The following is a 26,207-nucleotide window of genomic DNA, read 5'->3' as shown; positions in this document are numbered from 1 at the left end:
CCTCAGTGGCTGGTTCCTTCCGAGAATGTGATTTTGTTCCAGACATTGTACTTTCCCGAAGGTTTGCGCATCGGCAGACGGCGGACCTCTTCCAGTGTTTTTGCATCATAGATGATCACCGCGCCGTCATCTTCCCAGATCGAAACCAACGCATGGCTTCCGTCCTTGGTGAATTCCACATGGGCCACGGTTTTGCCCGGCGCTGGGCGCAGGGTCCGTACGATCTCAAGGGTTTGCTTGTCGATCACATGCATCACATCCTTGTTGGACCCAAAGAAAACATCGGCCCAGACATATGGCGAGTTTTCATGGCTGCGCATGAAAAACCCCGGCCCTTCGGTCTTGATCCGCTTGACCGTTTCCCATGTCTCCATGTTGATCACCGAGACGGTGCCATCAGTCAGGTGCGGCGTTGCCATCACAGTTGTATCGCCGCGCCGCCAGGTAATCCCGGAACCCAGATGCGGCATGCCGGGCAGATCCAGGTCAGCCACTTTTTGGCCAATGACCAGATCAATCACCTGACCGCCGTTCCCGTCGCGAGATGCGCCCATGACGTATTCATAAGTCTGGTCGAAAAAGAAATCGTCCAGATAGTCGGGCGTAGTGATCTTGCGTACTGGGAAAGGGTTCGGGTTCTTGAACTGCCCTTCGATACGAAAATCGTGTCCCAGCCCGGATTGGGGTGGATTGGCGCCATAGAAGACCTCCCAAATCTCTGGCACATCCTTCAAGGCCAGCACAAAGCTTTCCCGTGGCGGAGCTTGATAAACGGCCGAAACGCGGCTGGGATTACCTTTCCTGCTTTTAATCTCGATCACTTTTGCCACCGAAAGATCCCGGGTGGACAAAAGGGTCAGGCTGTTGGGTAGGTAATTCGCCACCGCCAGCCATTTGCCATCGCCTGACATGGCAATGTTGCGGCTGTTTAGTCCCGCCCGTACGCGACCCACCTGTTGCAACGCCCAGATGTCATATTTCTGGACCCAACCATCGCGGGACATGATGAACACATAACGTCCATCGGGGCTGAACTTTGGGCCGCCATGAACGGCAAAAGGAGTTTCAAATCTGTCCAAAACCTCAAATGTGTCACCGTCCAGAACGCTGACATTGTGGTCTCCGGTTTCCACCACCAACGTGATGTTCATCGGATCACTGGACCAGACGGGCGCATCGATCTCGACATAGTCTGCGTCCAGCGTACGGCTGGCCATAATGTCCGCCTCGGCCCAGTCCGGGGCGGTCTCGAGCGGGGATTTCAGCCAACCTGCCAACTCCTCGATCTGCAGGGCGTTCAGATTATGCGCAAAGGCTGGCATCTGTGTGGCGGTGCGCCCTTCGGCGATCACGGCGGCAACTCGCGGCCCGCGCATGCGTTTTAGCGTTTCGGGTATCAAGGCCGGACCAACTCCGCCCAGCCGGGTGTCACCATGGCAGGACGCACAATGTTCGGCATAGTCGGACTGGGCGTCGGCCCATGCGGCGCTGGTCAGCAGAAGCGCGCACAGTGTTCCAAGCGTGCGAGCCCTAAAAGAACTGATGCGCCGGATCATGGCTTTTCCCCCGGAAAGGTGTGACCTGCAGGCGTTTGCCCGCTTTATCCACGCCAATTTCATCGTTTGACAGGTAACAGGCCGGGTCCTCGGCCCAGGGATCGCCCGTCAGTTGCAGGGCCCGGATGCGCGTGTTGCCACCGCAAACATCCCTGAGCTGACAAACTCCACAGCGCCCTTTCAGCGGACGCGGGCGAGTGCGCAGCATGGCCAGCATCTTGTCGTCCCCGGTCCACAACTCGGAAAACGGCGTCGTTTTCACATTCCCGACCGTGTAATCTGACCAGTAGGTGTCGGGATGGACCCGACCAAGATTGTCGATATTGGCCACCCCCAACCCGCTGGAGTTCCCGCCCCAGGCCGCCAAATGCGCACGTATATGCGAGGTCTTTTCGGCATCAAAATGCGTCCTGACCCAGTTCAGAAAATATCCGGCGTCGGCATCGTTATTGCCGGTGACGATATCCAGCGGGCGCCCGCCCGAGGCAGCCTCCCACGCACGGTCCAATAACAGATCCAGACCTTTGCGCGTGCGCAGATGCTCGGCATCCTCGCCCCTGTTCTTATCGCCGCGACCGGCGTAAACCAGATGAGACAGGTAGAATTTGTCGACCCCCTCATCATCACACAACTGCAGAAGATCGGGCAGATGGTGCTGTGTGCCCTCGGTCAAACAGAATCGCAAACCGACCTTGATGCCGCGTTTCTTGCACTCGCGCACGCCGCGCAGGGCATCTGAAAAGGCGCCTTCGACACCTCGGAACCAGTCGTTTGTGGCCCCGATCCCGTCAAGTGATATGCCGACATAGTTAAAGCCGACATCAGCGATCATATCGGCGGTTTCATCGTAAATCCGCGTGCCATTCGTCGACAGCGCCAGCATCGGCACCAACTTGCGCGCCCGGTTGGCGATATCAAAGAAATCGAACCGATCCAGCGGTTCCCCCCCCGAGAGGATCAGGGCCGGGACGCGAAATTGGCCGAGATCCTCAAGGGTTACCATGGCTTGCTCGTGGTTGAGCTCACCCGGGAACGCGACATCCGCCGAAACAGTATAGCAATGGCGGCATTTCAGGTTGCAGCGCCGTGTCAGATTCCAGATGACCACCGGCTTAACCGGGCCGGGGCGGCGCTTGCGCACGGGGGTCGGGGTGACCAGTTGCTGTATGTATTCAGTCAGGCGGAACATGGCGTTTGGCCTTTCGGTTTCAGGCGCAGCCCGGTCTTTTTCAGGATGCGCGTTGAATACAGGATGTCCTTGGCCCGGCAGGCACTGCCCAGAATACCGGCAATCTCGGCCCGTTTTTCTTCGACTTCACCCCTGTCTTTGCCATGGACCATGGCGAACAGGTTGTAAGGCCAGTCGGGCAGGGCACGTGGACGTTCATAGCAATGGGTGACAAAAGGCAGACCGCCAATATGTGCCCCCAAATCAGCGATTTGACTGTCATCGACGTCCCAGACTGTCATGCCGTTCGAAGTCATGCCCAGTTTGTAGTGGTTCGGGGCTGCGGCGATACGACGTATAACGCCGCGCGCCTTAAGTTCTGCGAGGCGACACCGCAGCGCTTGTTCGTCCATCCCAAGGCTTTCAGCAACCCGAGCGTAGGGCGAAGGCACCAGGGGCAATCCGCCCTGCAGAACCTCGATAATCAGTCTGTCTTTTGCGTCGATCATGCCGCCACCCGGAAGCCAATGAAGAATTCCTGCAACTTGGGAAATCTGAGAACTTCGATCCCCGTCTCTTGTTCGATCGCATCGGCGCAGGCCTCAATCCCTTGGGGCGTTTCGGTGGCCAACACGAACCACATGTTCAGCCGGTGCGTACGTTCATAATTATGGGCAACTTCGGGATGCGCATTGACTTTGGTCAGGACGGATTCAAATGCCTCTGTCGGTATGGCCATGGCACATAGGCAAAAAGCCCCGCCCATCGCGGCTGCGTCAAAGAACGGGCCAAAGCGCGTGATGACCCGATCATCCTTCATCCGTGATAGGCGAACCAACAGATCCTGTTCCGAAATCCCCAGTTCTTGGGCCACCATCGCATAGGGTTGTGAGGTCAGAGGTAAGTCGTCCTGCATTCGGTTCAGGATTGCCCGATCAGTTTCGTCCAGGGTCATGCCGCCGTCTCCTTGGGTTGGATCAGCGCGCCGGTCTGTTTGAAACAGCGCGTCGAAAACAACACCTTGTGCTGCGCGCCAAACAGCTCAGGCAATGCCGCAGCCCCGGCCAGGACGTTTCGCGCTTCGCTGCGCGAGCGGGCGTGGATCATGGAATACAGGCGGTAGGGCCAGATGTTTTCAACGGGTCGACGCTCATAACACAGTGTCACGCCAGGGTATTTTGCCAGCGCAGGCCCGGCACGATCGACCTGATCAGTTGGCATATCCCAGACCACCATCGCATTGGCCGACCAGCCCAGTGCCCGGTGTCTTACGATCACGCCAAGACGCGAGACAATTCCAGCCTCGTGTAAGATCCGGATCCGCGTCTTGGCGTCCTCTGGTTTACGGTCCAAAGAGGCGGCCAGTGCTGCGTAAGGTTCGCAAACCAGCGGTAAGCCGGAACTAAGCGCCTGCATCAATGAGCGATCACCCTTTTGCAGAACGGAACAGTCCACCTTGCGCGGTGCCGGTACGTTGCGTTGCTTGCCTGTCATTCGAAAGCCCAAATCAACATTGAACGGCCGAACCAGACGCAAGTCCAAAACCTGCAAACCGGTTTGCAGGCCAATCCGGGCCAGAGTGGCGTCCACATGCGCGCGATCAGGGCCGGTCGCTACAAACCAGAGGTTCCATTTGTCCTCACGTTGATAATTGTGGTTCACACCGGGCTCTGCGTCGATCAGGGCGGCAATGTCCTCCAGATGCTCCTCGGGTGCGGCCACCGCGGCCAGAGTGCTGGCCGTCACCGCGCCCGGAGTGATCGTGGCCCCGACCCGGGTGATCCGGCCGGTCGAACGCATTCGCGCCAGACGGTTCAGCACTTCAGCTTCGTCCAGCCCCAGCGCCTTGGCCACTGGCTGAAACGGGCGGTCGATAATCGGAAATTCGCGCTGAAAATCGTCCAGCAGGCGACGGTCGATCGGGTCAGTGATATGTTGCATGGGTTACAACCCTGTTCTGTGCGCGCGGGCGGTGAAAAAGATACCCGAGGGGCTGTCCGCCGCGATCTCGCGCAGCTTTTCAAAGCTATGCGTGTCGTAGACCACGACCTTGTTGGCGTCGCGGACACTGATCCAGACCTCATGCCCGCGTGCCGTGAACTCCATATGCAGGACGGCAGGGCCCGGAGAGAATTCGTGGATGACCTGTTTGCTGACGCTGTCGATGACCTGAATTGTATCGTTCAATGGATGGGCAAAATTCACCCAGACCTGTCGCCCATCCGGGCGCGCCATGGCAAAGACCGGCTGACCATGGGTTTGGGTGCGGCCTGTTTCTGTCAAGGTTTCGGCGTCAATCCAAAGAACCTCATGGTGGCCGACCGCGGGCAGGACAAATTCGCGATCCGTCAGTGCCCAGCCCTCAAGATGAGGCATCTTGTATACCGGCATCTCTTCCTGTCCGCGCCCATAGCCCGGAAGCACGCGGATCGGTTTTGGATTGTCTGCCCATAGGTCCAGCGCGGTCAGCCCGTCCTCGCCAAACAGACCGGTGATATAAGTGCGACCATTGGCGGTGATCAGCGCGTCATAGGGGTTCTTACCCATATCGGTGATCTTGGTGATCTCGGGCGCGCCATTTGCGAAATCAGCAATCCAGGTCTCGCCCGTGTCCCACATGGAAAACACGAACCGACGGCCCGGCGCATCGACAAGACCTATGGTTTTGCTGTCGGTGGGAATGTCGGCAACCAGTTCCAGCGTATCCGCGTCGAACACGCGTACGCCACCCGGCTCATAGTTCGACACCGCAACCAGTTGGCCGTCATCCGAAATCGCGCCGCCAATGGCATTGCCAGCCTGCACGACCCGATTTGCAATCTGACGGGTCACTATATCAACCTTGGTCAGCCCGCCATCGCGGCCAAAAACATAGGCAAAGCGTTCGTCGGGTGAATAGACCAGGGAGGCGTGGGACAGATCGCCCAACCCTTCGATCCGTGCCAATGCGGCCCGGTCCGACTGGTCCACCAATAAGACCGACCCTTTTGCCCGTTCGATCACAAGGCCCAGATCTCCGGTGGCGGTGGGGTCTGCATTGGCAGGTGTCATCATCATTAGGGCAACGATGCCAAGGGCAAGTTGTTTCATTTTGCCTCCTGTTCCAGCAGGTATCGGGCGATCCATTCGGCCTCTTCTTCGCTGATCAGGGGGCGCCAGGGGGGCATAGCCGTGTCGGGGATGCCGTCTAGTATGACCCCCGTCAGGACGTCCGCCTCGTAATGTTCCAGAGTTCCCGGTCGCAGATCAGGACCAAGCCCGCCTTTCAGGGACAATCCGTGGCACGAGCCGCAATCCTGGTGGACCAACCGTTTCAGGGCGGTTGGGTCGATGGCGTCAGCGGCCAGTGCGGAAGTGGCAACCAGAACGACGGCAGTCAGAACAGTATGCGCGGCCCAGCCCGGCTGCTTGCGGTCCATATGCGCCAGGCTACCCATGCGCCCGCTCCAAAATCTCGGTCAGGGCCTGATTGGCATAAAGCGAAACGACCTTTCCGATAATGAATAAGGTAGGGGCCTTCAGATCCGCCTTGCGCACATCCGCGGCAATCTGGTTCAGTCGGGATACAAGGCGGCGTTCAGAGGCACTGGTGGCCTGCCCAACAGCCAGGACCGGGGTGGATCCGGGTAGGTTCTCGGCCATCAAGCCGATGGCGATCTGGCCGATATTGGCCACGCCCATATAGACGACCAGCGTCGTATCCGGGTCCGCCAGCCGTTTCCAATCCAGATCAAGAACCTTGTCGGACTGCCTGTGCCCGGTGACATATTGAACCGAGGTCGCCAGTCCGCGATGGGTCAGGGGCACGCCGGTCGAACAGGATGCGCCTTGTGCCGCCGTGATGCCCGGTGCGTATTCGACCGTAACACCGTGTGCCATCAGAAAAGCGGCCTCTTCCGAGCCGCGACCAAAGATCATCGGATCCCCGCCTTTCAGCCGGGCCACAACGTGACCTGCGCGTGCGTGTTCCAGCAGGATTTCGTTGATGCGATCCTGAGGAACAGTGTGGCACTTGGGGGCCTTGCCGACGGCGATCAGCCGCGCGCCCTCGGTGTGCATGGCCAGAATTTCATCCGAAACAAGGCGGTCATAGACCACCACGTCCGCCTCCTGCAGCATACGCAGGGCGCGCATGGTGATCAGTTCGGGATCACCAGGGCCGGCACCAATCAGAAAAACCTTACCGCTCATGTGCAAACTCGCTTGTTCTGAATGTCTTCGGAACCCGGTGTTTTGGTCGTTTCCATGCGCGAATATGGGACGTTGCTGGGGGAACCGGGCGTGTCATGGAAACAAGTTGGCGCACAGGTAAACCGACCTCCTTGACTTAAGTTAAGGAGCACGGAAATTGCGCCCGCGCATCTTTCAGCCTGCCGCTTATCAGGGCTCTACGGTGACCATTCCGAACATGTTCTGTGTCTCCCAATGTGGTCCGCACAGGTAATCCTGGGCGCCGGGAACAAGAAATGTCAGATCAACAAATTCCTCGGGGAACAGGCGGTCACTCTCGGCTTTGCTGCCATCTTTCAGCAGGACGCTATGGCTGGTGCGTTTGTCTACGTTCACCCAACGCACTGTGGTCCCCGCTTTGACCGTCAGTTGGGCTGGGCAGAAATTGTATTTGTACATCAGCACAACCTCTGCATCTTCCACATCTGAAGACGGCTGACCGAACAGATCCACGTAGCGGGTTTCTGCCTCGGCGCAGATCTCAGCTGTGTCTTCGTCAGCGGCCAACGCAGGTGACGCCAAAGCCAGAAATGCAGGAAGAAGTAGGCGGATCTTCATCGTCCAAGTCTCCATACCTAATACATTGGGGCCGGTTTACCCGGCCCCATCAGTCATTGTCCGACCACGTTGATATTGGCACTGTCGTCGTCCAGCGCGAAGCTTGTGTTCAGCGTCACGTGGTGGAATCGTGCCGCGGCAAAGTCATCGTGGATTGCAAAGCCGACCGTATAGGTCTTGCCCGGTTCCAATGGCACATCACCCGGTGCGCCCGAGTTTAAGGGCCGCGAGAACGTGACGGTCCAAATACCACCCGACAAGTTGGCCGAGGCGGCGATTTCGCCATCATTGACTATGCGCTGTTCCAGAAGATAGCCGTTGCTGGCGCTGCCATCAGCATAGACGCGCATCAGATCCAGATAGGTGCCGTCATCCAGATATTGCGCGATCTGCGCTTCGGCCTGCAATTTGTCCCAGCCACCCAGAGCTTTCCCGCGCCGGCCTTTGACTTCGACCTCGGTGCGGCTTTCGCTGATATATTTGGTCACAGTGTCCTGAGCGGCCAGGCGGCCTGCAACATCGCCATTGGCGACAATCGCATCTGCACCCGGATCAAACGGCATATAGGTGTTGTCCGCGTGGCACGAGGCCCAGCAGCCCACCTGTTCCCCCATTTCGATCCCGGTTCCGGTGATCATCATGGCGACCTTGATCTGGTTGTCCGGGTCCATCTTCCCGCCATCCACAAATGGTGCAGGATTGTGACCTGCATCCGGCCATTGCAGGCGGATATAGAGGTTTTCGGCATCATGGGCCGCCTGAACAGTTGCGTCGATCACACCACGTTTTCCAGGGATCGGGGTTGGTTCCAGCTCGCCGCCTGCGACGATCTTGTTTCCAATCATGTCCAATTCCTTGGCATGACAAGTCGAACATTGGTCGCCACCTTTTGTCAGTGGCCGGGCGCCGCCGTGGAACTTGCCATTCTGAACCCATTCAAACGAAGCCTGACCGGGATAAAACAGCTTCAGATCCGCGCTTGCGATGCTGGTCCAGTCGATATCGCCTCCGATATCGCTGCCACCGCCTGCCGGGGCTGTAGATTCTTCACCGCTTGATTTGGCGCGTTCTTCGGCGACTGCAGCGTCCACAGCGGCTGCGATCTGGGCTTGCACCGCCTCTTGTTGTGCTGTCTTGGCCGATTTTTCGGCTTCGGCCTCAGCCGCCTCCTTGGCTTCTACACGGTCGAGACTGGCCAGGTATTCTGGCGGAATTGCACGGATGAAATCAGGATTCGGGGCTTCAATCTGTTCCAGATATTCATCTGTGGCCCTGTCGCGGATGTTCGAATGCGCAATCCCTTTGTGGCAGTCGATACAGGTCTGGCCTGTCTCCATTGCGTTCAAATGTTGCTGGCGCGCGCGGGGGCGCTGGAACTCGGGCATCATCGATTCAAAGTCGTGGCAGTTGCGGCACTCGCGCGAATCTGTGGCCTTCATCCTTTCCCATTCATTCATCGCCAGATGGATACGCTTAGCTTCGAACTTCTCGGGTGTACTGATCGAGCCAACCACCTTGCCATACAGTTCTTTGGACGCCTTGATCTTGCGGATCATCTTGTGGGTCCAGTCCTTGGGTACGTGACAGTCGGAACAGACCGCCCCGACCCCCGATCGGTTCACATCGTGGATGGTCCCGGTGTATTCTTCATAGACGAAATCGCGCATCTCATGGCACGAGATACAGAACTCTTTGGTGTTGGTTGCTTCCATGGCGGTGTTGAACCCACCCCAAAAGACGATCCCGGCGGCAAAGGCAGCGGCAATACCGGCCACAGGCATTCCCCACAGGAAATACCGACGCCAGATCGGTGGTTTCTTATCTGGATCGGAGGTCATGTCCGGGCTCCGTTTTGGCTGTGTTGACTGGCGCGGCGTGTCAGGCCTGCGCATTCGGCTGATGGATGAAACAAGGACAGGGCGGGCGAGGGGCCCGCCCTGCTCCGAGTTGATCGAAACCCGTCAGGTGACGTGGTTCGACCGGTTGTAGACGTTGAACTTGCCGGTCGGGGCGTACAGCCCTTCGATGCGACCGATCTCTTCCAATGTCTTGGCGTCAAAGATCACGATCTGACCGTTGGGTTCTTTTGAATCCGACAGGTTCCACTTGGACACCCAGACCTCGGTTCCATCCGCGTTGAATTCAAAGTGAACAGCGGCGCTGCCTTCGTCTTCGGTGATCTGGATGGTTTTCACGATCTCGCCGGTCTCTTTCGAGATGACCTGCACAGATTGCTGCACTTCCGGTTCCGGGTGTTTGGTCTGGTCAGCCCAAATATAGTCCGATTCCGGATGTGTACGGACGAACAGGCCCGGGCCGTCTGTTTCCACTTCGTAGCAGATCTTCCAGGCATCATCGGGGCGGTTCTCGGGGTCGTTGCCCCAGACCGTCACTGTGCCGACACCAAGGTGGGTTGTGCCAGCTACCGGCCCGCAATTCGGGTCAATCCAGTTAGCGCCCGGACCGGGATGCGGCAACGCGGCCGTGTCGATCATCGCCTCAAGCTTGTGGGTCTCGGTATCTACAACCACCATCTTGTTCGATGCGTTTGCAGCGATCTGGAAATACCGGCCCGTCGGATCGAAGAACCCGTCATGCAGGAACTTGGCGCTGTCGATTTTGTCGATCCGCAGATTGTCTAGATCAGTATAATCTACTTGCCACAGTTGCCCCAGCTCTTTGACGGCAACGATCCAGGTTGGCTCATTCGGAGTTGTGTAGATAGCGGCCACGCGAGCCTCTTCCACATAGTCCCCGTCCACGTTCACGCCGCGGGTCGATACAACCTTGACCGGCTCCATCGTTTGGGCGTCAACGATTGCAAAGTGCGGCGGCCAATAGCCCCCGCCGATGACGTATTTGCCATCGCCGGAAACAGCAACGTCGCGCGCGTCATACGCGATCTTGACTTCGGAAACCAACATCTTGTCCGGCGTCTGCCAGAGGTCGATCTTGGTCATCTTGCCGTCGCGGCCCATGGTGTACCAGAAGCGACCGGGCTGTTCCGGCTCTTCCAGCGAATGGTGTTCGGATGCTTTCAGAACGTGCACCGCATAGCCGGTCGGAATATGTGTCAGCACCTCTTTGGTGTCGCCATCGATAACAGCGACTTTGCCGACGTCGCGCTCGATAACAACAAAGAAGTTTTCCCAGTTGCGACCATGCATCGGCTCGGTTGGGTAGTCCTCTTCTTCAACATATACCTTGCGGGTCGCCATCATCTGGTCCAGCGACATTTCAGGTGGTTTGGGCGGCTCCATCATGATGTAAGTCGCCATGTCTTTGATTTCCTGCTCGGACATGATGTCCGAGAAGTTGTTCATCCCGCCTTCGGTGCCCCAGGCGATGATCTTCTCAAGCCGCTCTTGCCCAAGCGCAAGTGTGCCGCCTTCGGTCACGGCGCCGTCAGCTGCGGTTTTCTTCCAATGCGGTTCAAGATTCTTGCCAGTGGCGCCTTTACGCAAGACACCGTGGCACCCCGCGCATTGTTCAAAGTAAAGTTGTTTGGACGCTTCAAACGCTTCTTCGTTCAAAGTTGGCTCTTCGGCGAAAGCTGGTGCAGCGACACTGCCCAGCAACATCGCCAAACCGACCCCGAAGACGCGGCCCGTTTTGGTATAGCTGATTCCAAGTGACATGATCACTCTCCATTTGCTGGTGAGGCGGTCCAAGCGTGGGGCATCGCGCAAGGGTGCTCCTTGACGAAAGTCAACACCAGCCACGCAATTCAGGTGGCGGGCAGGGAAAAACGTCAATTCCGGCTGGGAAAATCTGTATCTTTGGCACACTTTTTCGGCCGGTTTGATTTTTGTTAAGTCGCGCAGCCGGGCGGCTTGCTAGGGCTTGGAAAACACCAAGGAGAGCAGCCATGCCCGCAATCATCACCCGCGTGTTTGGTGAAGGGTTTCGTGTATTCTTTCTGTCCGCCGGCCTCTATGGCCTCTTTGTCGGAGTGGTTTGGGGGCTGTGGCTGACGGTGCCATATGCAGTGCCGGATTATGGCATGGCCCCGCCCATGTGGCACGCGCATGAGATGATCTTCGGCTATGCAACAGCCGCGCTGGGCGGGTTCTTTCTGACCGCAGTGCCAAATTGGACCGGCGCACCAGATGCGCGTGCGCAGTTCATAACGTTGGCCGCCGGATTGTGGTTGGCTGGTCGGATGGCGATGTGGTTTTCGGGGATGCTGCCTGCGGCGCTTGTGGCGGTGGTCGACCTGGCCTTTGTACCGATTCTGGCGGCCAAGATTGCAACCCAGCTCATCCGGAGGCCGAAACCTCAGAACATGCTCTTTCTGCTGTTGCTCAGCTTTATCTGGATTGCTGATCTGTTCACGCATCTTGAATGGACGGGGATAACAGATGACACACTGCATACCGGGCTGCGCGCGGGGTTGCTGGCGCTCTGCGCGATGATTGCCATTCTTGGCGGACGGATCACCCCGGCCTTTACCCGAAACGCCATGAGACGCGCGGGCGTTCCCGAGGCGAACTGGCCAAAATCTGTGCCAATTCTGGATAAATCAGCGATGGCGGTTGCCCTGACCCTGCCGCCAATCGTTCTGGTGCTGGGGTCAGATGCTGTGGCTGGATCGATGGCGCTGGTTCTAGGGGTGGCGCAGGTTTCGCGCATGGCCCGCTGGCGCGCGGGCTGGGCTGCGCGGGAGCCGATCCTATTGGCACTGTATCTTGGGCTTGCAATGCTGGCGCTGGGACTGATCCTCTGGGGGCTGTCAGTGCTGGGTTTCGGAAACGAGATCGCTGCCCTTCACATCCTGGGCATCGGATGCGTCGGGGGCATGACCCTGGCGGTCATGAGCCGCGCCGCGCTTGGCCACAGTGGTCGCGCGCTGGTGGCACCCGGCCCAATGGCGGTGGCCTATGGTCTGATGGCGGTGGCGGCCCTGTCGCGGTGGATTGGTGCAGATCTGAATGCAGGTTACATGGTTGCGATGCTGCTGTCGGACGGGTTGTGGGTCAGCGCCTTTGCGCTTTTCCTGATCGCGATGTGGCCGGCGCTGACGGGTCCGAAGGTGCAACGGTCAGCGTGATTTCATTTCCTTTTGCAAGTCTTGACTTTCGTTAAGGATATACCGTGCCCATCCCGTCATTTTAGCCAGACTAGCTAATCTGCGCAAAGGAGAGCGCAATGCGAGAAGTCATGACCAAGAGCATGGCACGCAATATATTCTATGGCGGGTCACTGTTCTTTATCCTCATCTTTCTGGCTCTGTCGGCCCATTCTCACTGGTATATCGTGAACTCTGAGAACGCAGCGAAGCTCGATGAAAGTGTGATCAGGGGCAAGCACGTCTGGGAAAAACACGCCTGCATCAACTGTCATACCATCCTTGGCGAAGGTGCATACTTTGCACCCGAGGTTGGCAATGTGATGACACGTTGGGGCGTGCTGGACGACCCGGAATCGGCCTTTGAAGCCCTCAAAGGCTGGATGGAGGCGCAGCCGACAGACATTCCCGGTCGTCGTCAGATGCCCAATTTCAACCTCAGCGACGAAGACATCCGTGATCTGACCAACTTTTTGATCTGGACGGACAATATCGACGCTCAGGACTGGCCGCCCAACGAGGCGGGCTGAGAAGGGAACGGAGCAATGAAATACGAATCCCAAAAAATCGCCTATGCCTACTTTGCGGTGGCAATGGCCCTATTCGCGATACAGGTTCTGGGCGGCCTTCTGGCCGGCTTTATCTATGTATCACCCAATTTCCTGAGCGAGCTTTTGCCGTTCAACATCGTGCGGATGCTGCACACCAACTCTCTGATCGTGTGGCTGATCCTCGGGTTCTTTGGTGCGGCCTATTTTCTGATCCCGGAAGAGGCCGAGCGTGAGATCCATTCGCCCATGCTGGCCTATCTGCAGCTGATCATTCTGGTGGTCGGTACACTGGGCGTGGTCTTGACCTATACGTTCAACCTGTTTGAAGGCAACTGGCTGCTGGGCAAAGAAGGGCGCGAGTTCCTTGAGCAACCCAAATGGGTCAAGGCCGGCATCGTCGTGGCCGCACTGATCTTCCTGTACAACGTGTCGATGACCGTTCTGAAGGGCAAGAAGACCGCGATCACCAACATCTTGTTGCTGGGTCTTTGGGGTCTGGCGCTGCTGTTCCTGTTTGCCTTCTACAACCCGGGCAACCTGTCCTTGGACAAGCAATACTGGTGGTATGTTGTCCACCTGTGGGTCGAAGGTGTCTGGGAACTGATCATGGCCTCGATCCTGGCCTATCTGATGCTGAAGCTGACTGGGGTAGACCGTGAGGTTGTCGAGAAATGGCTCTATGTCATTGTTGCCGCCGCGTTGTTTTCGGGTATCCTTGGTACAGGTCACCATTACTATTGGATAGGCACACCAGGGTACTGGCAGTGGATCGGCTCGATCTTCTCAAGCCTCGAAGTGATCCCCTTCTTTGCGATGATGGCCTTTGCCTTTGTGATGGTCTGGAAGGGCCGTCGGGACCACCCGAACAAAGCGGCGCTGCTGTGGTCGCTGGGCTGTGCCACATTGGCCTTCTTCGGTGCCGGTGTCTGGGGCTTCCTGCACACGCTGCACGGGGTGAACTACTATACCCACGGTACGCAGATCACTGCGGCTCACGGTCACTTGGCGTTCTATGGTGCGTATGTCTGCCTCAACCTGGCAATCTTCAGCTATGCAATGCCGATCCTGAAGAACCGCGATCCTTATAATCAGGTTCTGAACATGGGCAGCTTCTGGCTGATGTCCAGCGGTATGGTTTTCATGACCTTTGTGCTGACCTTTGCTGGAACAGTGCAGACGCACATGCAGCGGGTGGTCGGAGACTACTTCATGGATGTGCAGGATCAGGTCGCGATCTTCTATTGGATGCGCCTTGGTTCTGGCATCGTCGTGGTCTTGGGTGCGCTGCTGTTCATCTACTCGATCTGGGTTCCCCGGAAAGAGATCATTGAATCCGGCGCGGCCGAAACCCCAGCGGAGTGATGGATATGGATGGCTCCATGAAACTGAGAACGGGGGCGGCTGACGCCCCCTTCTACCTGCCACAGGGTGATGAATGTGACGTGTTCGCTGCTGCCTATACCAACAACCTGCCGGTCCTGCTGAAAGGCCCGACAGGTTGCGGCAAGACCCGGTTTGTGGCGCATATGGCCGCCAGCCTTGGCCGCCCGCTTTACACAGTGGCCTGTCACGATGACCTTGCCGCTGCGGACCTGATCGGGCGCTACCTGCTGAAAGGCGGGGAAACGATCTGGGTCGATGGGCCACTGACTCGCGCGGTGCGCGAAGGCGCGATCTGCTATCTGGATGAAGTGGTCGAGGCGCGCAAGGACGTGACCGTCGTGCTGCACCCGCTGACTGACGACAGGCGCATCCTGCCGATCGACCGCACCGGTGAGGAGCTTGTGGCCGCGTCTGGTTTCATGCTGGTCGCCTCATATAACCCGGGATATCAGAATATCCTGAAAACCCTGAAACCCTCAACCCGGCAGCGGTTCATCTCACTGGAGTTCGACTTTCCGTCGCCCGAGATGGAGGCAAAGGTCGTCGCTAAGGAAAGCGGGCTGGCGCTGGAACGCTGCAAGCCGCTGATCCGCTTGGCAGGTAAACTGCGCGGGCTCAGGGGGCAGGATCTTGAAGAGGGCGTTTCCACCCGTCTGGTCGTCTATGCCGCCACGCTGATTGCGCAGGGCATGTCCACCGACCGCGCGATCCTTGCCGCCATGATCGAACCTCTGACAGATGACGAGGACATCAAACGCGGGCTCCTCGATCTTGTCACGGCTGTCTTTGGGTGAGGCCGGCCGATGGTCAGGATCGATTTTGAGCCATGGGAACCCGAAGAAACGATCGGGAAACTGTGGCACTCCCTTGCCAGCCGTCTCGATGCACCCCAGGTGCATGTTGGAGCCGCGGTCGACCTTTCTGAGGTCGCGGGGCGGCTGGCAGTCCTTTTTCGCGGGCTTGGGGGCAGCCCGGGCGTTGAATTGCGCCCGGTCTCGCACGAGGTTTCACACCATCGCCTAAGCTGGCGCCGTCGGTTGGGTACCGAAGTTGAACTGATGCCGCGCGCTTCGTTCGATGGCGAAGTGCTGCGCCTCCCGGACCGTCTGGCGGTGTTTCCCGCGCGCGAGGCGAACGGAGCGCTGTATGTTTGGCTGGCCGCCGCAGCGGCCCATGCGGGAACCCGGATCGTCGAAGGTGATCCGTTGCGCGCCGATCTGCACGCGCTGAGCGCTGCACAAACGATGGTTAATGCAACCTTGGACAACGCCCCCGGCTTGCGACCGCTTTACACTGAGCTTTGCAAAGGTGTTCTGCATGACCGCAACAAATTCGGCCTCCCGCCTGTGGAAACAGCGGTTGAAGAACTGATCCGCCATCGGCTGGGCGACCCCGCGCCTTTATCCCCGAAGGCCAGGCAATTCATGTCATTTGACGATGACCTGACTGCCCCACGCGGATATCAACATTTCCGCCCTGTCCCTCTGTGGCCGGAATTACGCGCTGTTGGTTTTTCAGAGCATAACGATGTCGAAAACCCCGATACCGAAGGCCCGCCCGAGGAATCGGGTGAGAAAACCCACCGTGCCCGGCGGCGCAAATCCGACCAGGCTGAACGCAGTGACAGTTTTATCCTTCATAAATTCGAGGCGATCCTCAGCTGGGCCGAGTTTCTGAACATCAACCGTCGCATTGATGACGATGATCCCGACAATGCCAAAAAGGCCGCCGATGATCAGGATGAGATCGGTTTGGGCCAGATTTCCAAGGCGCCACCGACCAAGCTGAAATTGCATCTGGACCTGGCACCCGAGGATGTGAATCGCGAACGTCTGTCGGGCCGTATTCTCTATCCGGAATGGGACGTGCGCACCGGGCAATATCTGCCTGATCACGTCAACGTTCTAACCTCGGACGCCGATATTCGTGAGGATGCCGCCGAGTTTGGAAAAGACCCCGCCACCGCCCGCCGTATCCGCGCCGTCAAACGCCAGTTCGAAGCGCTGCGCCCGGGCCGCGTGATGACCCGAGGCCATCTGGACGGCGATCAGCTGGATATCGAGGCCGCCGTTCGGGCGCAGGTTGACCGCTGTGCAAACGGTGAAGGTACCGAACGCATCTGGCAACAATCCCGCCCCGAGGCACGCGATCTGGCGGTATCTATCCTGCTGGATGTCAGCCGCTCGACCGAAAGTGCCGTGACTGGCCGCGCCGTGATCGACATCGAACGCGAGGCGCTGGCAGCGCTGGCCTGGGGACTGAACGCCTGTGGTGACGATTTCGCCATTCACGCCTTCAGTTCACTGAAACGACAGCGGGTCTATGTGCAACGCTGCAAACGGTTTGATGAGGTGATGGGCAGCCAGGTTGAACAGCGCATCGCATCGTTACGCCCGGGGCACTATACAAGGCTGGGTGCCGCGATCCGCCATTGCTCGGCCGATCTGGCCACCCAAACGCGTAAGCGCCGATTGTTACTGGTGATCACCGATGGCAAACCCAATGATCTTGACCACTACGAAGGCCGCCACGGAATCGAAGACACCCACATGGCCGTGCGCGAGGCGCGCCGAGCCGGGCAATCGGTCTTTGGCGTCACCATCGACAAGACAGGTAAAAGCTGGTTCCCGCGGATGTTCGGGCAGGGCGGCTTTGCCGTCATCCCGGACCCGCATCGCCTGACCATGGCGCTGCCGCAAATCTACCGCCAACTGGTCGGCGCATGAGCGACGCGTCCCTTATCGACGAGTTGCCCGGCGAATTACTGATGTGGGTTCTGATCATTTCGGAACTGCTGGTCTTTGGTGCGGGCCTGATCGCTTTCATGGGCGTGCGCCTGACCGATCCGGCGGGCTTTGCCGAGGCGCAATCGCATCTGCACCGCACCGGAGCCGCGCTGAACACTGCGGTTCTGGTCACCTCCGGCTATCTGGCCGCGCAAGCCTTGCATTGGCGGCAGATTGCGCGTCGGACTGCTGCCCGCCTGGCGTTAATCGCAGCTGCCGCGCTGGGCGTTGTATTCCTGATTATCAAAGGCGTGGAATACGCGGACAAGGCTGCACAAGGAATTACCTACGAGACCCATCCGTTCTTCCTGTTCTACTATCTGCTCACCGGCTTCCACGCGGCACATGTGTTGGCTGGGGTTGTTATCCTGCTGTTGGTCGCCTGGCGGGACAATCCCCGCAACATCGAGGCCGGCGCCCAGTTTTGGCACATGGTCGATCTCGTCTGGATCATGCTGTTCCCCGTGATCTACCTGTTGGGATGACGGACATGACCCAAACCTCATCGGATCCAAAAAGCTCCCGCTGGATGCTCCCAAACCCACTCACCCGCGCATGGCTCAGCCTGTTGGTTCTGAGCACCGCTTCGGCCCTGCTGACGATACTCCCCCTGTCCTCACCGGTGTTGAGCGCAGGCATTTTGATACTGGCCTTGTCCAAAGCCCGCATTATCCTTGCACGATATCTGGACCTGACGCACAGCCCGGCCTGGCTGAGCGGTTTCACCAATGTACTGACCGGATTTGCGATGGTGATCTTCGGCCTCTCACTGTTTTGACATGAAAAAAGCCGCCCCCGTGGGGCGGCAGTTCTCCAAGTGCGGGGACGCCTCAGTTATTGTGCGGCCATCGGCATTCGCGCGATCTGACACCGTTGCCACAGGGCCGATAAGGCACCGACCAGATGGTCGATATCTTCGTTCGTATGAACCGGAGAGGGGGTAATTCTCAGGCGTTCGGTGCCTTTGGGAACGGTCGGATAGTTGATCGGCTGAATATAGATCCCGAATTCTTCCAGCAGCGTATCCGAGATGAATTTGCATTTCACCGGGTCACCTACCATCACCGGGATGATGTGGCTGGGATTGGGCAAATGCGGGATGCCTTCGGCGTCCAGTTTGGCGCGCACCTGCGCAACGCGGGTTTTCTGCAGATCGCGCTCGGTATTGGATTGCTTGAGGTGGCGGATCGAGGCGGCAGCGCCAGCTGCTATTGCGGGTGGGAGGGCGGTGGTAAATATGAACCCGCTGGCAAAGCTGCGGACAAAGTCACACAAGGCAGCGGATGCCGCGATGTAACCACCAACCACGCCGAAGGCCTTGCCCAGCGTCCCTTCTATGACGGTCAGGCGATCCATCAACCCTTCGCGTTCGGCGATGCCACCACCGCGCGAGCCATAAAGGCCAACGGCGTGGACCTCGTCCAGATAGGTCATCGCACCATATCTATCCGCCAGGTCGCAAATCTCTTTGATCGGAGCGATATCCCCATCCATCGAATAGACAGATTCGAAGGCGATCATCTTGGGCGCATCTGAATCGGCTGCGGCCAGCTTTGCCTCGAGGTCCGCCAGATCATTGTGCTTCCAGATCACTTTTTGTGCCCGCGAATGGCGGATGCCTTCAATCATGGAGGCATGGTTCAAAGCGTCCGAGAATACGATCAGACCTGGGATCTTCGCAGCCAGCGTCCCAAGTGCCGCCCAGTTCGACACATAGCCAGAGGTGAACAGAAGGGCGGCTTCTTTCCCGTGGAGGTCGGCCAGTTCCTGTTCCAGCAAAACGTGGTCATGTGTCGTGCCCGAGATATTGCGTGTGCCCCCTGCGCCCGCGCCGCAACGGTCGAGTGCATCGTGCATTGCCCCGACTACGTCAGGATGCTGGCCCATTCCCAGATAGTCGTTGGAACACCAAATTCGTACGTCGCGCTGTAAAGCGCCGTCCGTCTGGCGTGCATTCGGGAACGCGCCACAGCGGCGCTGTAGATCAATGAAGATGCGGTAGTTGCCTTCGTCGCGCAGATGCTCAAGGCTTTCGCCAAAAAAACGCTCGTAGTCCATCTCGAACACTCCTGGGAATACTGGCTTTCCAGCAAGAATATGTGCCGGACCCGCTACGGAACATGACAAATGTCAAGCCGCAGAAAGGAAAGGCTGGCTTGGAAGCCGAAGGTTTGGCATAGCCTTGAGAGGACGGACGTACTGATCGGGTACGCAACTAGAAAAGAGGGGAAAGCTTCGTGGCGCATGAGGCACTAAAAGCGATCGCCAAGCAGTCACTATTGCTCAAAAGCTTTCCCGAGCATCATATCGACACGCTGTTAAGCCACGCGATTTGGCGGAAATATGATCGCGGAGAGACGATTTTTCTACAGGAAGAAAAAGCCCAGGCCATTCATGTGGTTCTGTCGGGCTGGGTAAAGCTGTTTCGCATGTCCCCTACCGGTGCCGAAGCAGTTGTCAGCGTTTTCACCCGCGGCGAAAGCTTTGGCGAGGCGGTCGCCTTGCGTAACGTTCCCTATCCGGTTTCGGCCGAGGCAGTTTCGGCCTGTGAGATCATGCACATTCCAAGTCCGGTCCTTTTGTCCCTTATGCGAGAGGACCCGGAAATTGGGGTGTCAATTCTGGCAGCTACCTTTACCCATCTGCATTCTCTGGTCGCCCAGCTTGAGCAGCTTAAGGCCCAGACCGGCGCACAGCGGGTGGCAGAATTTCTTCTGACTCTCTGCGAAGCCGAGATGGGGGACTGTGTTGTCGAGCTGCCCTATGACAAGATGTTGATTGCCGGGCGCCTGGGCATGAAGCCCGAAAGCCTGAGCCGCGCCTTTTCCCGGCTAAAGCCGTTTGGCGTTAAAATTGACCGGACACATGCCCTGCTCTCGGACATTCAAGTACTGCGAGACTATGCAGAGAGTGACCCCTCCGAAAAGTGACCGAATTTATTGGCCGGTGTTTGCCGGGTGCGCCAAAGAGCCCCGAGAACGTGCTTCTTTATTCAGGCTAGGACATGCGCATCGATCCCGTGAACACGATTCCCTGTTTCCGGATAAGGGCCTTGTGCAACGTCAGGTAATCCAGAACTCCAAAACAAGCTGGTTTTGGTGCTTGCTGGGTCCATGCAGCTGAGGTGATATGCCGTCAAGTTCCAGTCGGCATCTTCCGTCTGTTCTTAGGGTCGAAATCGAATGGGAAACTCTAACCTTTAGGGGCTTCTACGATGTCAAAAATCCGTTCAACGACTATCTAATTGGAACCGGCATTCTGACAGAGTTGATTACCGCTTTCCTGTCGATAGTCATTTTTTTTGCGGCTTCGGCGGAGGAAGATTGTCTCAACATCTTTGCCCACATGCGGGATGTTTTGCTTACGGTTCTAGAGTTGACCGAAGCTGAGCGGCTGCCTGAAACCTACACATTTATCCAGCATAGTTTTGGCGGATCCTGTAGCACACGATGATAAGCATGTGAGCACCGGATACGGACAGCATGTTGCAAAGGCTTATATGCAGGGACCCGTGTTTACCACCGGGTCAGTGCATCTTCGTCTTCGTCCTTGGCCGAAACCCACTCCGCACCAGCGGTGGTGATTTCTTTCTTCCAGAAGGGGGCGCGGGATTTTAGGTAGTCCATCAGATATTCGGCCGCCTCGAACGCATCCTTGCGATGCGGTGCGGCAGTGGCCACCATCATGATCCGATCCCCCGGAGCGAGCCTGCCATGCCGATGGATCACCAGCACATTGCCCAGCGACCAGCGGTCTATTGCTTCTTGCGCAATCTGGGTCAAGGCCCGTTCGGTCATGCCCGGATAATGCTCAATCTCCATCACGTCCAAATCGCCCGTGGCCAGATCACGCACAACACCGGTAAAGGTCACGATTGCGCCATTTGCAGCATCGCCCGCCGCAAAGTCATTTGCCTCGGTACCTAGGTCAAACGGGTCTTCCTGCACCACGATGCGCATGACCTCAGCCACCTGTCATTGGTGGGAAAAAGGCAACCTCACGAACGCCCGCCAACGGGGCGCCAAAATCCGACAATTCCTGATCCAGCGCAACACGTAAGGCCGACAGATCCGCAAAGGCCGCTGCATAGCGATCCTCGCGCGCGCTAAGTTCTGCAACCAGATCGGATACGGTGGCGGCCTCGGTTTCAACCCGTTCTTTCGGCAGGCCGATCCGTTCGCGGACCCATGCGAAATACAGCACATCCATCCCTTAGTTCTCCTTCAGGTGTGGCATGGCTTTACGTAGGTAGTCATAGCCGGTGATCAATGTCAGCGCTGCTGCGATCCACAGCAGCCACAGGCCGATCCGACTGGACCAGAACATCCCTTCAAGATGCCAGCGCAGGCCGTTCAGGTCGTCTTCCTGCCCGGTCAGAATCTGGTCGATCAGCGTTGGGTCCATGCCGAAGCTGGCCATCACAAAGTAATGCTCGAAGATGCCCTGAGAAAACAAGACGGCTATCGCCACCATCTGGGCCGTGGTTTTCCATTTGGCAAGTTTGGTAACTTTCAGCGTCCCAGCCGTATCACCCAGATATTCGCGCAGGCCTGACACAAAGACCTCTCGGAACAGGATCACAGTGGCAGGCAGGACCAGCCACGGCGTCCAGTGTTCGGCCGAATACCCGACCAAGATCATCAGCGCGATCACCACCATCGCCTTATCGGCAATCGGGTCCAGCATGGCGCCAATTTTTGTTTCCTGCTTCCACGCTCGTGCCAGATAGCCATCGAACCAGTCGGTTAAGGCGGCTGTCAGAAACAGGATCAACGCGAACCAGTCGGCATAGGGCCGGGTGAAATACAAAAACATCACGGCCAGCCCCGGGGCTGCCAGCAGACGCAGGACGGTCAGAATATTGGGCAGGTTCCACTTCATGCAGCGGACCCTACATCGCTAAAATCCAACAGAAAAGATAGACAGTCAAAAAACCGTACTTGTCCCATGAACTTGGTCAAAGCGCCGCAGGCAGCGCGTGGTGTGTCCATGCCCCTTGGAGTTTGTTCTTTTTGCGGTCAGGTTCACCGCACGTATCCGGGACAGAAGGCACCTCATGACAGCTCATATACAAACCGATGCCCGGTCAAATCTGACCGGCAGCCTGTGGATGATCGCCGCAATGGCGGGGTTTGCGCTGGAAGACGCGCTGTTGAAAGCGGCTTCGGGTGCCGTACCGATCTGGCAGGTGATGGTTCTGTTCGGGGTGGGTGGGGCGCTGGTCTTTGCGGCGGTTGCACTGGCGCGCGGCACGCAACTGTTTCAGCCGGATGTCCTGTCGCGCCCGATGAAAGTGCGCGTGGTCTTCGAGGTATTCGGACGGTTATTCTATGTCTTAGCCATTGTGTTGACGCCTTTGTCCTCAGCTACTGTGATTTTGCAGGCCACTCCGTTGGTCGTTGTCGCAGGCGCTGCGCTGATCTTTGGCGAGACAGTTGGCTGGCGACGGTGGAGCGCGATTCTGATCGGTCTGATTGGCGTTGTAGTCATCCTGCAACCGACCGGAGACAGCTTTTCGGCGCTGTCCATTCTGGCGGTGCTGGGCATGTTGGGCTTTGCCGGTCGCGATCTGGCCAGCCGCGCAGCCCCGGCGACACTGGGGACCGAGGTTTTGGGCTTTTACGGCTTCCTCAGCATCATCGTTGCCGGTTTGGCCTATCGCCTGTGGGAGGACGTGCCAATCGTCCCGCTCGATCTGTACAACGGTCTGTTTCTGACCGGTGCGGTGCTTATGGGTGTGATGGCCTATGCCTCGCTTATGAAGGCGATGCGGATCGGAGAGGTCTCGGCCGTGACGCCGTTCCGCTATACGCGTCTGCTGTTCGGTATCGGTCTGGGCGTGTTCCTGTTCGGCGAGCAACTAGACCAGACCATGTGGATCGGCAGCGCGCTGATTGTGGCCTCGGGGCTGTACATCCTTTGGCGCGGGCGGCGGGCCTAGCCCTTGTCGTGGAAGAAATCATAGACCTTTTGCGCCAAGCCGGCCGAAATCCCTTCGACCGCTTTCAGATCGGCCAGGTTGGCCCGGCCAACTGCTTTGGCGCTGCCGAAATGAGCCAACAGGGCACGTTTGCGCGCGGCCCCCACGCCTGGGATTTCATCCAGCGGTGTGGCCCCCACGGCCTTGGCACGCTTGGCTCGATGGGTGCCGATGGCAAACCGGTGGGCCTCGTCTCTTAGGCGCTGAATGAAATAGAGCACCGGGTCGTTGCGTTTCAGCGCAAAGGGCCTTTGGCCGGTGCGGTGAAATTCTTCCTTACCATGGTCGCGGTCAACGCCTTTGGCGACACCGATCATGGGGATCTCCTCGACCCCGTGCTGCGCCATAATCTCATGGACGGCGCTCACTTGCCCGGCGCCACCGTCAATCAGCAACAGATCGGGCCACATTCCCTTGTCACGGTCGGGATCTTCTTTTTGCAGGCGGGTAAAGCGGCGGGTCAGCACCTCTTTCATCATGCCAAAGTCGTCACCGGGGGTCAGGTCATCTCCACGAATGTTGAACTTGCGATAGGCATTTTTCATGAAACCTTCGGGGCCGGCCACGATCATGCCGCCCACGGCATTTGTTCCTTGAATATGCGAGTTGTCGTAGACTTCGATCCGGCTTGGCGGGGCATCCAGATCAAATGCCTCGGCGATCCCGCGCAACAGTTTGGCCTGGGTGGCACTTTCCGACATCCGCCGGGCCAGGGATTCACGCGCGTTGCGTATGGCCCCTGCGACAAGTTCTTGTTTCTCACCACGCTGGGGCACAAGGATTTCTACCTTGCGACCGGCTTTTTCTGTCAGCGCCTCTTGCATCAGGTCGGCGTTTTCAATGGCATCTGACAGGATCAACTGACGGGGTGGTTCCTTGTTGTCGTAGAACTGACCCAGAAACGCCTCCATCACCTCGGCGGCTGACACATCTGCCCCGACGCGGGGATAGAAGTCCTTGTTGCCCCAGTTCTGGTTGGCGCGGATGAAGAACACCTGAACGCAAGCCTGCCCACTGTCCATATACAGGCCGATCACATCCGCCTCGGCCACACCGCGCGGGTTAATGCCTTGCGAGGTCTGCACCTGCGTCAGCGCCCGGATACGATCGCGCAGGCCAGCGGCGCGTTCAAACTCCATCGCCTCAGACGCGGCCATCATCTGTTCGGCCAGTTCCTCTTGCACTTTGGTCGACCGGCCTGACAGGAATCGTTCCGCATCCTTGACGCTTTCACGGTAGTCCTGATCCGAGATCAACCCGACACAAGGCCCAGAACACCGCTTGATCTGATAGAGCAGGCAGGGACGGGTGCGGCTTTCGAACATCGAGTCAGAACAGTTGCGCAGCAGGAAGGCCTTTTGCAGCTGGTTCAGGGTTCGGTTCACGGCACCCGCGCTGGCGAAGGGGCCGAAATACGCGCCCTTTTCCTTTTTTGCTCCCCGATGCTTTTTGATCTGTGGAAAGACATGGTCCTTTGCCACCAGAATATTGGGAAAGCTTTTGTCGTCGCGCAGCAGCACGTTGTATTTCGGTTTGAGCTGCTTAATCAGGTTCTGTTCAAGCAGCAGCGCCTCGGTCTCGGTCCGGGTCGTCAGGAACATCATCGAGGCCGTGGCCGCAATCATCCGCTCGATCCGGCCAGAGTGTCCCGGTCTTGTATAGTTCGACACCCGTGCCTTCAGATTGCGCGCCTTGCCGACGTAAAGAACCCGGCTGTCCGCATCCAGCATCCTGTACACGCCAGGTGAACTGTCGAGCGTTTTCGCATATCGCTGGATGCAGGCGTATCCTGTCGACTGGGCGTCATTCTGAGAGCTGTTGGTGTCGTCTTGAGAGGTCATGGCCAAAATATGTGATTCTTTGACCATGGCTGCAATCTTGAGCGCTTCAGATCAAGGGAAAACAAATCCACGTATTCTGTGGATAACTGTGCAGATAACTTTTGTGGGGCTTGAATTTTCCCTTGTTTCATTAAGGATTCCTTGATTTGCTTAAAAAATAGGCACATATGTAGTCTATTGAATTTAAACAGTAAAAATTTCTACACATGGCAAGTGTATGAAAAAAAAGAAATTTTTGTAACGGATTGATAACAGAAATGAGAGCGGTGCAAAACTTCCAGCACCAAACGTTATTCCACGCCCAGAACATCCGGTGTCTGCCACCCCAAATGCTGTCCGCCATCCACGCAGAGAATCTGGCCGGTGACCGCATGAGCATCCAGGAAATACCCAAGTGCAGCGGTGATGTCAGAGGGGTTTGACCCACGTTCCAGAATGGTGTTGGCGCGCTGTGCTTTGAAGTGATCTTCGGATTGCCTGTGACCCTGCATCGTCGGTCCCGGTCCGATGGCATTGACGCGGATCGCCGGGGTTAGCGCCTGAGCCGCAGTACGGGTCAACGCCCATAGCCCCATTTTGGCGACGGTGTAGGACATGAATTCGGGCGTCAGTTTGCGGACCCGCATGTCGACCATATTAACAATCAGGCCCGTTGCCAGCGGCTCTCCTGCATCATCGGTTTCAGGTTCCAGACCCTGTTCAGCCATCGCCTGAGTCAAAACAAATGGCGCCCGCAGGTTGCTGTTCATGTGGCGGTCCCAGCTTTGCCGTGTGGCCGTGTGGATGTTGTCGTATTCAAATATCGAAGCGTTGTTGACCAGACAGGTAATGGGTCCGCCCAGCGCCTCGGATGCGCGTGGCAGCAGGGCAGCCACGCTTGCTTCTTCTAACAGGTCGGCCTGCAGAGCTACTGCATTGCGGCCCAGGGCCCTGATTTCAGCGACAACCTTAGATGCCTCTTGTTCAGAGGAGGCGTAATGGACTGCCACGTCGTAGCCACGCCCGGCCAGATAAAGGGCCATTGCCCTACCAAGGCGAATTCCGGCACCGGTAACTAGGGCTCGGGTCATGCGGCCTCTCTTTGTG

At 57.8% G+C, this 26,207-nt stretch carries 26 protein-coding genes; 9 read left to right on the top strand and 17 right to left on the bottom strand.

Annotated features, from left to right (window positions below):
• Nucleotides 1-2: 2 nt before the first annotated feature.
• From AC2FFF_RS06915 to AC2FFF_RS06865, 11 genes are all read right to left on the bottom strand, one after another.
• Nucleotides 3-1,556 carry a nitrite reductase gene (locus AC2FFF_RS06915; RefSeq protein WP_281972623.1) on the bottom strand — a complete coding sequence of 518 codons (1,554 nt, stop codon included), beginning with the start codon at nt 1,554-1,556 and terminating at the stop codon, nt 3-5.
• Complete coding sequence (gene nirJ, locus AC2FFF_RS06910) at nt 1,531-2,745, bottom strand: heme d1 biosynthesis radical SAM protein NirJ (RefSeq protein ID WP_496790852.1); 1,215 nt, start codon at nt 2,743-2,745, stop codon at nt 1,531-1,533. The genes AC2FFF_RS06915 and nirJ overlap by 26 nt, the downstream gene beginning before the upstream one ends.
• Entirely contained in the window at nt 2,733-3,233 is a 501-nt protein-coding gene (gene ahbB / locus AC2FFF_RS06905; RefSeq protein ID WP_281972621.1) for a siroheme decarboxylase subunit beta, read from the bottom strand. The genes nirJ and ahbB (AC2FFF_RS06905) overlap by 13 nt, the downstream gene beginning before the upstream one ends.
• A complete protein-coding gene (locus AC2FFF_RS06900; protein WP_142635234.1) occupies nt 3,230-3,679 on the bottom strand; it encodes an Lrp/AsnC family transcriptional regulator in 450 nt (149 codons plus the stop codon). Before AC2FFF_RS06900 ends, ahbB (AC2FFF_RS06905) begins: the two co-directional genes overlap by 4 nt.
• Nucleotides 3,676-4,665 carry a siroheme decarboxylase subunit beta gene (gene ahbB, locus AC2FFF_RS06895; protein ID WP_281972620.1) on the bottom strand — a complete coding sequence of 330 codons (990 nt, stop codon included), beginning with the start codon at nt 4,663-4,665 and terminating at the stop codon, nt 3,676-3,678. The genes AC2FFF_RS06900 and ahbB (AC2FFF_RS06895) overlap by 4 nt, the downstream gene beginning before the upstream one ends.
• A 3-nt stretch (nt 4,666-4,668) precedes the next feature.
• Nucleotides 4,669-5,814, bottom strand: coding sequence for a cytochrome D1 domain-containing protein (locus AC2FFF_RS06890; RefSeq protein ID WP_142635237.1), 1,146 nt, complete (start codon nt 5,812-5,814; stop codon nt 4,669-4,671).
• Nucleotides 5,811-6,161, bottom strand: a complete 351-nt coding sequence (locus tag AC2FFF_RS06885) for a c-type cytochrome (protein ID WP_246097173.1) — start codon at nt 6,159-6,161, stop codon at nt 5,811-5,813. Before AC2FFF_RS06885 ends, AC2FFF_RS06890 begins: the two co-directional genes overlap by 4 nt.
• Nucleotides 6,154-6,915 (bottom strand): uroporphyrinogen-III C-methyltransferase, encoded by a 762-nt coding sequence (gene cobA, locus AC2FFF_RS06880; RefSeq protein WP_496882899.1) that lies wholly within the window; start codon nt 6,913-6,915, stop codon nt 6,154-6,156. Before cobA ends, AC2FFF_RS06885 begins: the two co-directional genes overlap by 8 nt.
• A 189-nt stretch (nt 6,916-7,104) precedes the next feature.
• Complete coding sequence (locus AC2FFF_RS06875) at nt 7,105-7,512, bottom strand: cupredoxin domain-containing protein (protein ID WP_496706112.1); 408 nt, start codon at nt 7,510-7,512, stop codon at nt 7,105-7,107.
• Between the two features lie 53 nt (nt 7,513-7,565).
• A complete protein-coding gene (locus AC2FFF_RS06870; RefSeq protein WP_496882898.1) occupies nt 7,566-9,350 on the bottom strand; it encodes a NapC/NirT family cytochrome c in 1,785 nt (594 codons plus the stop codon).
• 123 nt (nt 9,351-9,473) lie between these two features.
• Nucleotides 9,474-11,150 (bottom strand): cytochrome D1 domain-containing protein, encoded by a 1,677-nt coding sequence (locus AC2FFF_RS06865; RefSeq protein ID WP_271948614.1) that lies wholly within the window; start codon nt 11,148-11,150, stop codon nt 9,474-9,476.
• 230 nt (nt 11,151-11,380) lie between these two features.
• Between AC2FFF_RS06865 and AC2FFF_RS06860 the strand changes: the two genes are divergently transcribed.
• The 7 genes from AC2FFF_RS06860 to AC2FFF_RS06830 all read left to right on the top strand — a co-directional run bounded on the left by AC2FFF_RS06860 (nt 11,381) and on the right by AC2FFF_RS06830 (nt 18,078).
• Nucleotides 11,381-12,562 carry an NnrS family protein gene (locus AC2FFF_RS06860; protein ID WP_281972616.1) on the top strand — a complete coding sequence of 394 codons (1,182 nt, stop codon included), beginning with the start codon at nt 11,381-11,383 and terminating at the stop codon, nt 12,560-12,562.
• Between the two features lie 98 nt (nt 12,563-12,660).
• Nucleotides 12,661-13,110, top strand: coding sequence for a c-type cytochrome (locus AC2FFF_RS06855; RefSeq protein ID WP_142635251.1), 450 nt, complete (start codon nt 12,661-12,663; stop codon nt 13,108-13,110).
• Nucleotides 13,111-13,125: 15 nt separating this feature from the next.
• Nucleotides 13,126-14,493, top strand: a complete 1,368-nt coding sequence (locus AC2FFF_RS06850; protein ID WP_142635253.1) for a cbb3-type cytochrome c oxidase subunit I — start codon at nt 13,126-13,128, stop codon at nt 14,491-14,493.
• The gene (locus AC2FFF_RS06845; RefSeq protein WP_142635255.1) at nt 14,493-15,308 is read left to right on the top strand and encodes a CbbQ/NirQ/NorQ/GpvN family protein; all 816 of its coding nucleotides are present in this window, start codon (nt 14,493-14,495) and stop codon (nt 15,306-15,308) included. The genes AC2FFF_RS06850 and AC2FFF_RS06845 overlap by 1 nt, the downstream gene beginning before the upstream one ends.
• A gap of 9 nt (nt 15,309-15,317) precedes the next feature.
• A complete protein-coding gene (locus tag AC2FFF_RS06840; protein WP_281972615.1) occupies nt 15,318-17,240 on the top strand; it encodes a nitric oxide reductase activation protein NorD in 1,923 nt (640 codons plus the stop codon).
• The gene (locus tag AC2FFF_RS06835; RefSeq protein ID WP_281972614.1) at nt 17,237-17,785 is read left to right on the top strand and encodes a cytochrome c oxidase subunit 3; all 549 of its coding nucleotides are present in this window, start codon (nt 17,237-17,239) and stop codon (nt 17,783-17,785) included. Before AC2FFF_RS06840 ends, AC2FFF_RS06835 begins: the two co-directional genes overlap by 4 nt.
• Before the next feature lie 5 nt (nt 17,786-17,790).
• On the top strand, nt 17,791-18,078 hold the full coding sequence (locus AC2FFF_RS06830) for a cytochrome C oxidase subunit IV family protein (RefSeq protein WP_281972613.1): 288 nt from the start codon (nt 17,791-17,793) through the stop codon (nt 18,076-18,078).
• Nucleotides 18,079-18,134: 56 nt separating this feature from the next.
• On the opposite strand, the gene hemA is transcribed toward AC2FFF_RS06830, so the two are convergent.
• Nucleotides 18,135-19,358: a 5-aminolevulinate synthase gene (hemA, locus tag AC2FFF_RS06825; RefSeq protein ID WP_281972612.1), complete on the bottom strand. Its 1,224-nt coding sequence runs from the start codon at nt 19,356-19,358 to the stop codon at nt 18,135-18,137.
• Between the two features lie 179 nt (nt 19,359-19,537).
• On the opposite strand from hemA, the gene AC2FFF_RS06820 reads away from it, so the two are divergent.
• Complete coding sequence (locus AC2FFF_RS06820; protein WP_142635263.1) at nt 19,538-20,230, top strand: Crp/Fnr family transcriptional regulator; 693 nt, start codon at nt 19,538-19,540, stop codon at nt 20,228-20,230.
• Between the two features lie 585 nt (nt 20,231-20,815).
• On the opposite strand, the gene AC2FFF_RS06815 is transcribed toward AC2FFF_RS06820, so the two are convergent.
• The 3 genes from AC2FFF_RS06815 to pgsA are packed head-to-tail and all read right to left on the bottom strand — an operon-like array spanning nt 20,816 to nt 22,181.
• A complete protein-coding gene (locus AC2FFF_RS06815) occupies nt 20,816-21,259 on the bottom strand; it encodes a molybdenum cofactor biosynthesis protein MoaE (protein WP_142635265.1) in 444 nt (147 codons plus the stop codon).
• 4 nt (nt 21,260-21,263) lie between these two features.
• Complete coding sequence (gene moaD, locus AC2FFF_RS06810; protein ID WP_281972611.1) at nt 21,264-21,509, bottom strand: molybdopterin converting factor subunit 1; 246 nt, start codon at nt 21,507-21,509, stop codon at nt 21,264-21,266.
• A gap of 3 nt (nt 21,510-21,512) precedes the next feature.
• Entirely contained in the window at nt 21,513-22,181 is a 669-nt protein-coding gene (pgsA, locus tag AC2FFF_RS06805; protein ID WP_142635269.1) for a CDP-diacylglycerol--glycerol-3-phosphate 3-phosphatidyltransferase, read from the bottom strand.
• Nucleotides 22,182-22,356: 175 nt separating this feature from the next.
• Between pgsA and AC2FFF_RS06800 the strand changes: the two genes are divergently transcribed.
• On the top strand, nt 22,357-23,241 hold the full coding sequence (locus tag AC2FFF_RS06800) for a DMT family transporter (RefSeq protein ID WP_142635271.1): 885 nt from the start codon (nt 22,357-22,359) through the stop codon (nt 23,239-23,241).
• Here the strand turns inward: AC2FFF_RS06800 and uvrC are convergent.
• Together uvrC and AC2FFF_RS06790 are read right to left on the bottom strand one after the other, a co-directional pair.
• A complete protein-coding gene (gene uvrC, locus AC2FFF_RS06795) occupies nt 23,238-25,121 on the bottom strand; it encodes an excinuclease ABC subunit UvrC (protein WP_496676729.1) in 1,884 nt (627 codons plus the stop codon). The two genes, AC2FFF_RS06800 and uvrC, sit on opposite strands and share 4 nt — an antisense overlap.
• Nucleotides 25,122-25,411: 290 nt before the next feature.
• Nucleotides 25,412-26,191, bottom strand: coding sequence for an SDR family oxidoreductase (locus tag AC2FFF_RS06790; protein ID WP_271948592.1), 780 nt, complete (start codon nt 26,189-26,191; stop codon nt 25,412-25,414).
• Nucleotides 26,192-26,207: the final 16 nt, after the last annotated feature.

The organism is Ruegeria sp. YTSA226, from assembly GCF_059609905.1.
This window is presented reverse-complemented; position numbering and strand designations above follow the sequence as displayed.

Coding starts and splice junctions, on each gene's coding strand:
- AC2FFF_RS06865 (WP_271948614.1), bottom strand. CDS start 11,150: ATGTCACTTGGAATCAGCTATACCAAAACGGGCCGCGTCTTCGGGGTC.
- AC2FFF_RS06870 (WP_496882898.1), bottom strand. CDS start 9,350: ATGACCTCCGATCCAGATAAGAAACCACCGATCTGGCGTCGGTATTTC.
- AC2FFF_RS06800 (WP_142635271.1), top strand. CDS start 22,357: ATGACAGCTCATATACAAACCGATGCCCGGTCAAATCTGACCGGCAGC.
- ahbB (WP_281972621.1), bottom strand. CDS start 3,233: ATGATCGACGCAAAAGACAGACTGATTATCGAGGTTCTGCAGGGCGGA.
- AC2FFF_RS06890 (WP_142635237.1), bottom strand. CDS start 5,814: ATGAAACAACTTGCCCTTGGCATCGTTGCCCTAATGATGATGACACCT.
- AC2FFF_RS06790 (WP_271948592.1), bottom strand. CDS start 26,191: ATGACCCGAGCCCTAGTTACCGGTGCCGGAATTCGCCTTGGTAGGGCA.
- AC2FFF_RS06855 (WP_142635251.1), top strand. CDS start 12,661: ATGCGAGAAGTCATGACCAAGAGCATGGCACGCAATATATTCTATGGC.
- AC2FFF_RS06850 (WP_142635253.1), top strand. CDS start 13,126: ATGAAATACGAATCCCAAAAAATCGCCTATGCCTACTTTGCGGTGGCA.
- AC2FFF_RS06835 (WP_281972614.1), top strand. CDS start 17,237: ATGAGCGACGCGTCCCTTATCGACGAGTTGCCCGGCGAATTACTGATG.
- nirJ (WP_496790852.1), bottom strand. CDS start 2,745: ATGTTCCGCCTGACTGAATACATACAGCAACTGGTCACCCCGACCCCC.
- AC2FFF_RS06915 (WP_281972623.1), bottom strand. CDS start 1,556: ATGATCCGGCGCATCAGTTCTTTTAGGGCTCGCACGCTTGGAACACTG.
- uvrC (WP_496676729.1), bottom strand. CDS start 25,121: ATGACCTCTCAAGACGACACCAACAGCTCTCAGAATGACGCCCAGTCG.
- AC2FFF_RS06860 (WP_281972616.1), top strand. CDS start 11,381: ATGCCCGCAATCATCACCCGCGTGTTTGGTGAAGGGTTTCGTGTATTC.
- hemA (WP_281972612.1), bottom strand. CDS start 19,358: ATGGACTACGAGCGTTTTTTTGGCGAAAGCCTTGAGCATCTGCGCGAC.
- pgsA (WP_142635269.1), bottom strand. CDS start 22,181: ATGAAGTGGAACCTGCCCAATATTCTGACCGTCCTGCGTCTGCTGGCA.
- AC2FFF_RS06885 (WP_246097173.1), bottom strand. CDS start 6,161: ATGGGTAGCCTGGCGCATATGGACCGCAAGCAGCCGGGCTGGGCCGCG.
- AC2FFF_RS06815 (WP_142635265.1), bottom strand. CDS start 21,259: ATGCGCATCGTGGTGCAGGAAGACCCGTTTGACCTAGGTACCGAGGCA.
- cobA (WP_496882899.1), bottom strand. CDS start 6,915: ATGAGCGGTAAGGTTTTTCTGATTGGTGCCGGCCCTGGTGATCCCGAA.
- AC2FFF_RS06875 (WP_496706112.1), bottom strand. CDS start 7,512: ATGAAGATCCGCCTACTTCTTCCTGCATTTCTGGCTTTGGCGTCACCT.
- ahbB (WP_281972620.1), bottom strand. CDS start 4,665: ATGCAACATATCACTGACCCGATCGACCGTCGCCTGCTGGACGATTTT.
- AC2FFF_RS06845 (WP_142635255.1), top strand. CDS start 14,493: ATGGATATGGATGGCTCCATGAAACTGAGAACGGGGGCGGCTGACGCC.
- moaD (WP_281972611.1), bottom strand. CDS start 21,509: ATGGATGTGCTGTATTTCGCATGGGTCCGCGAACGGATCGGCCTGCCG.
- AC2FFF_RS06900 (WP_142635234.1), bottom strand. CDS start 3,679: ATGACCCTGGACGAAACTGATCGGGCAATCCTGAACCGAATGCAGGAC.
- AC2FFF_RS06830 (WP_281972613.1), top strand. CDS start 17,791: ATGACCCAAACCTCATCGGATCCAAAAAGCTCCCGCTGGATGCTCCCA.
- AC2FFF_RS06840 (WP_281972615.1), top strand. CDS start 15,318: ATGGTCAGGATCGATTTTGAGCCATGGGAACCCGAAGAAACGATCGGG.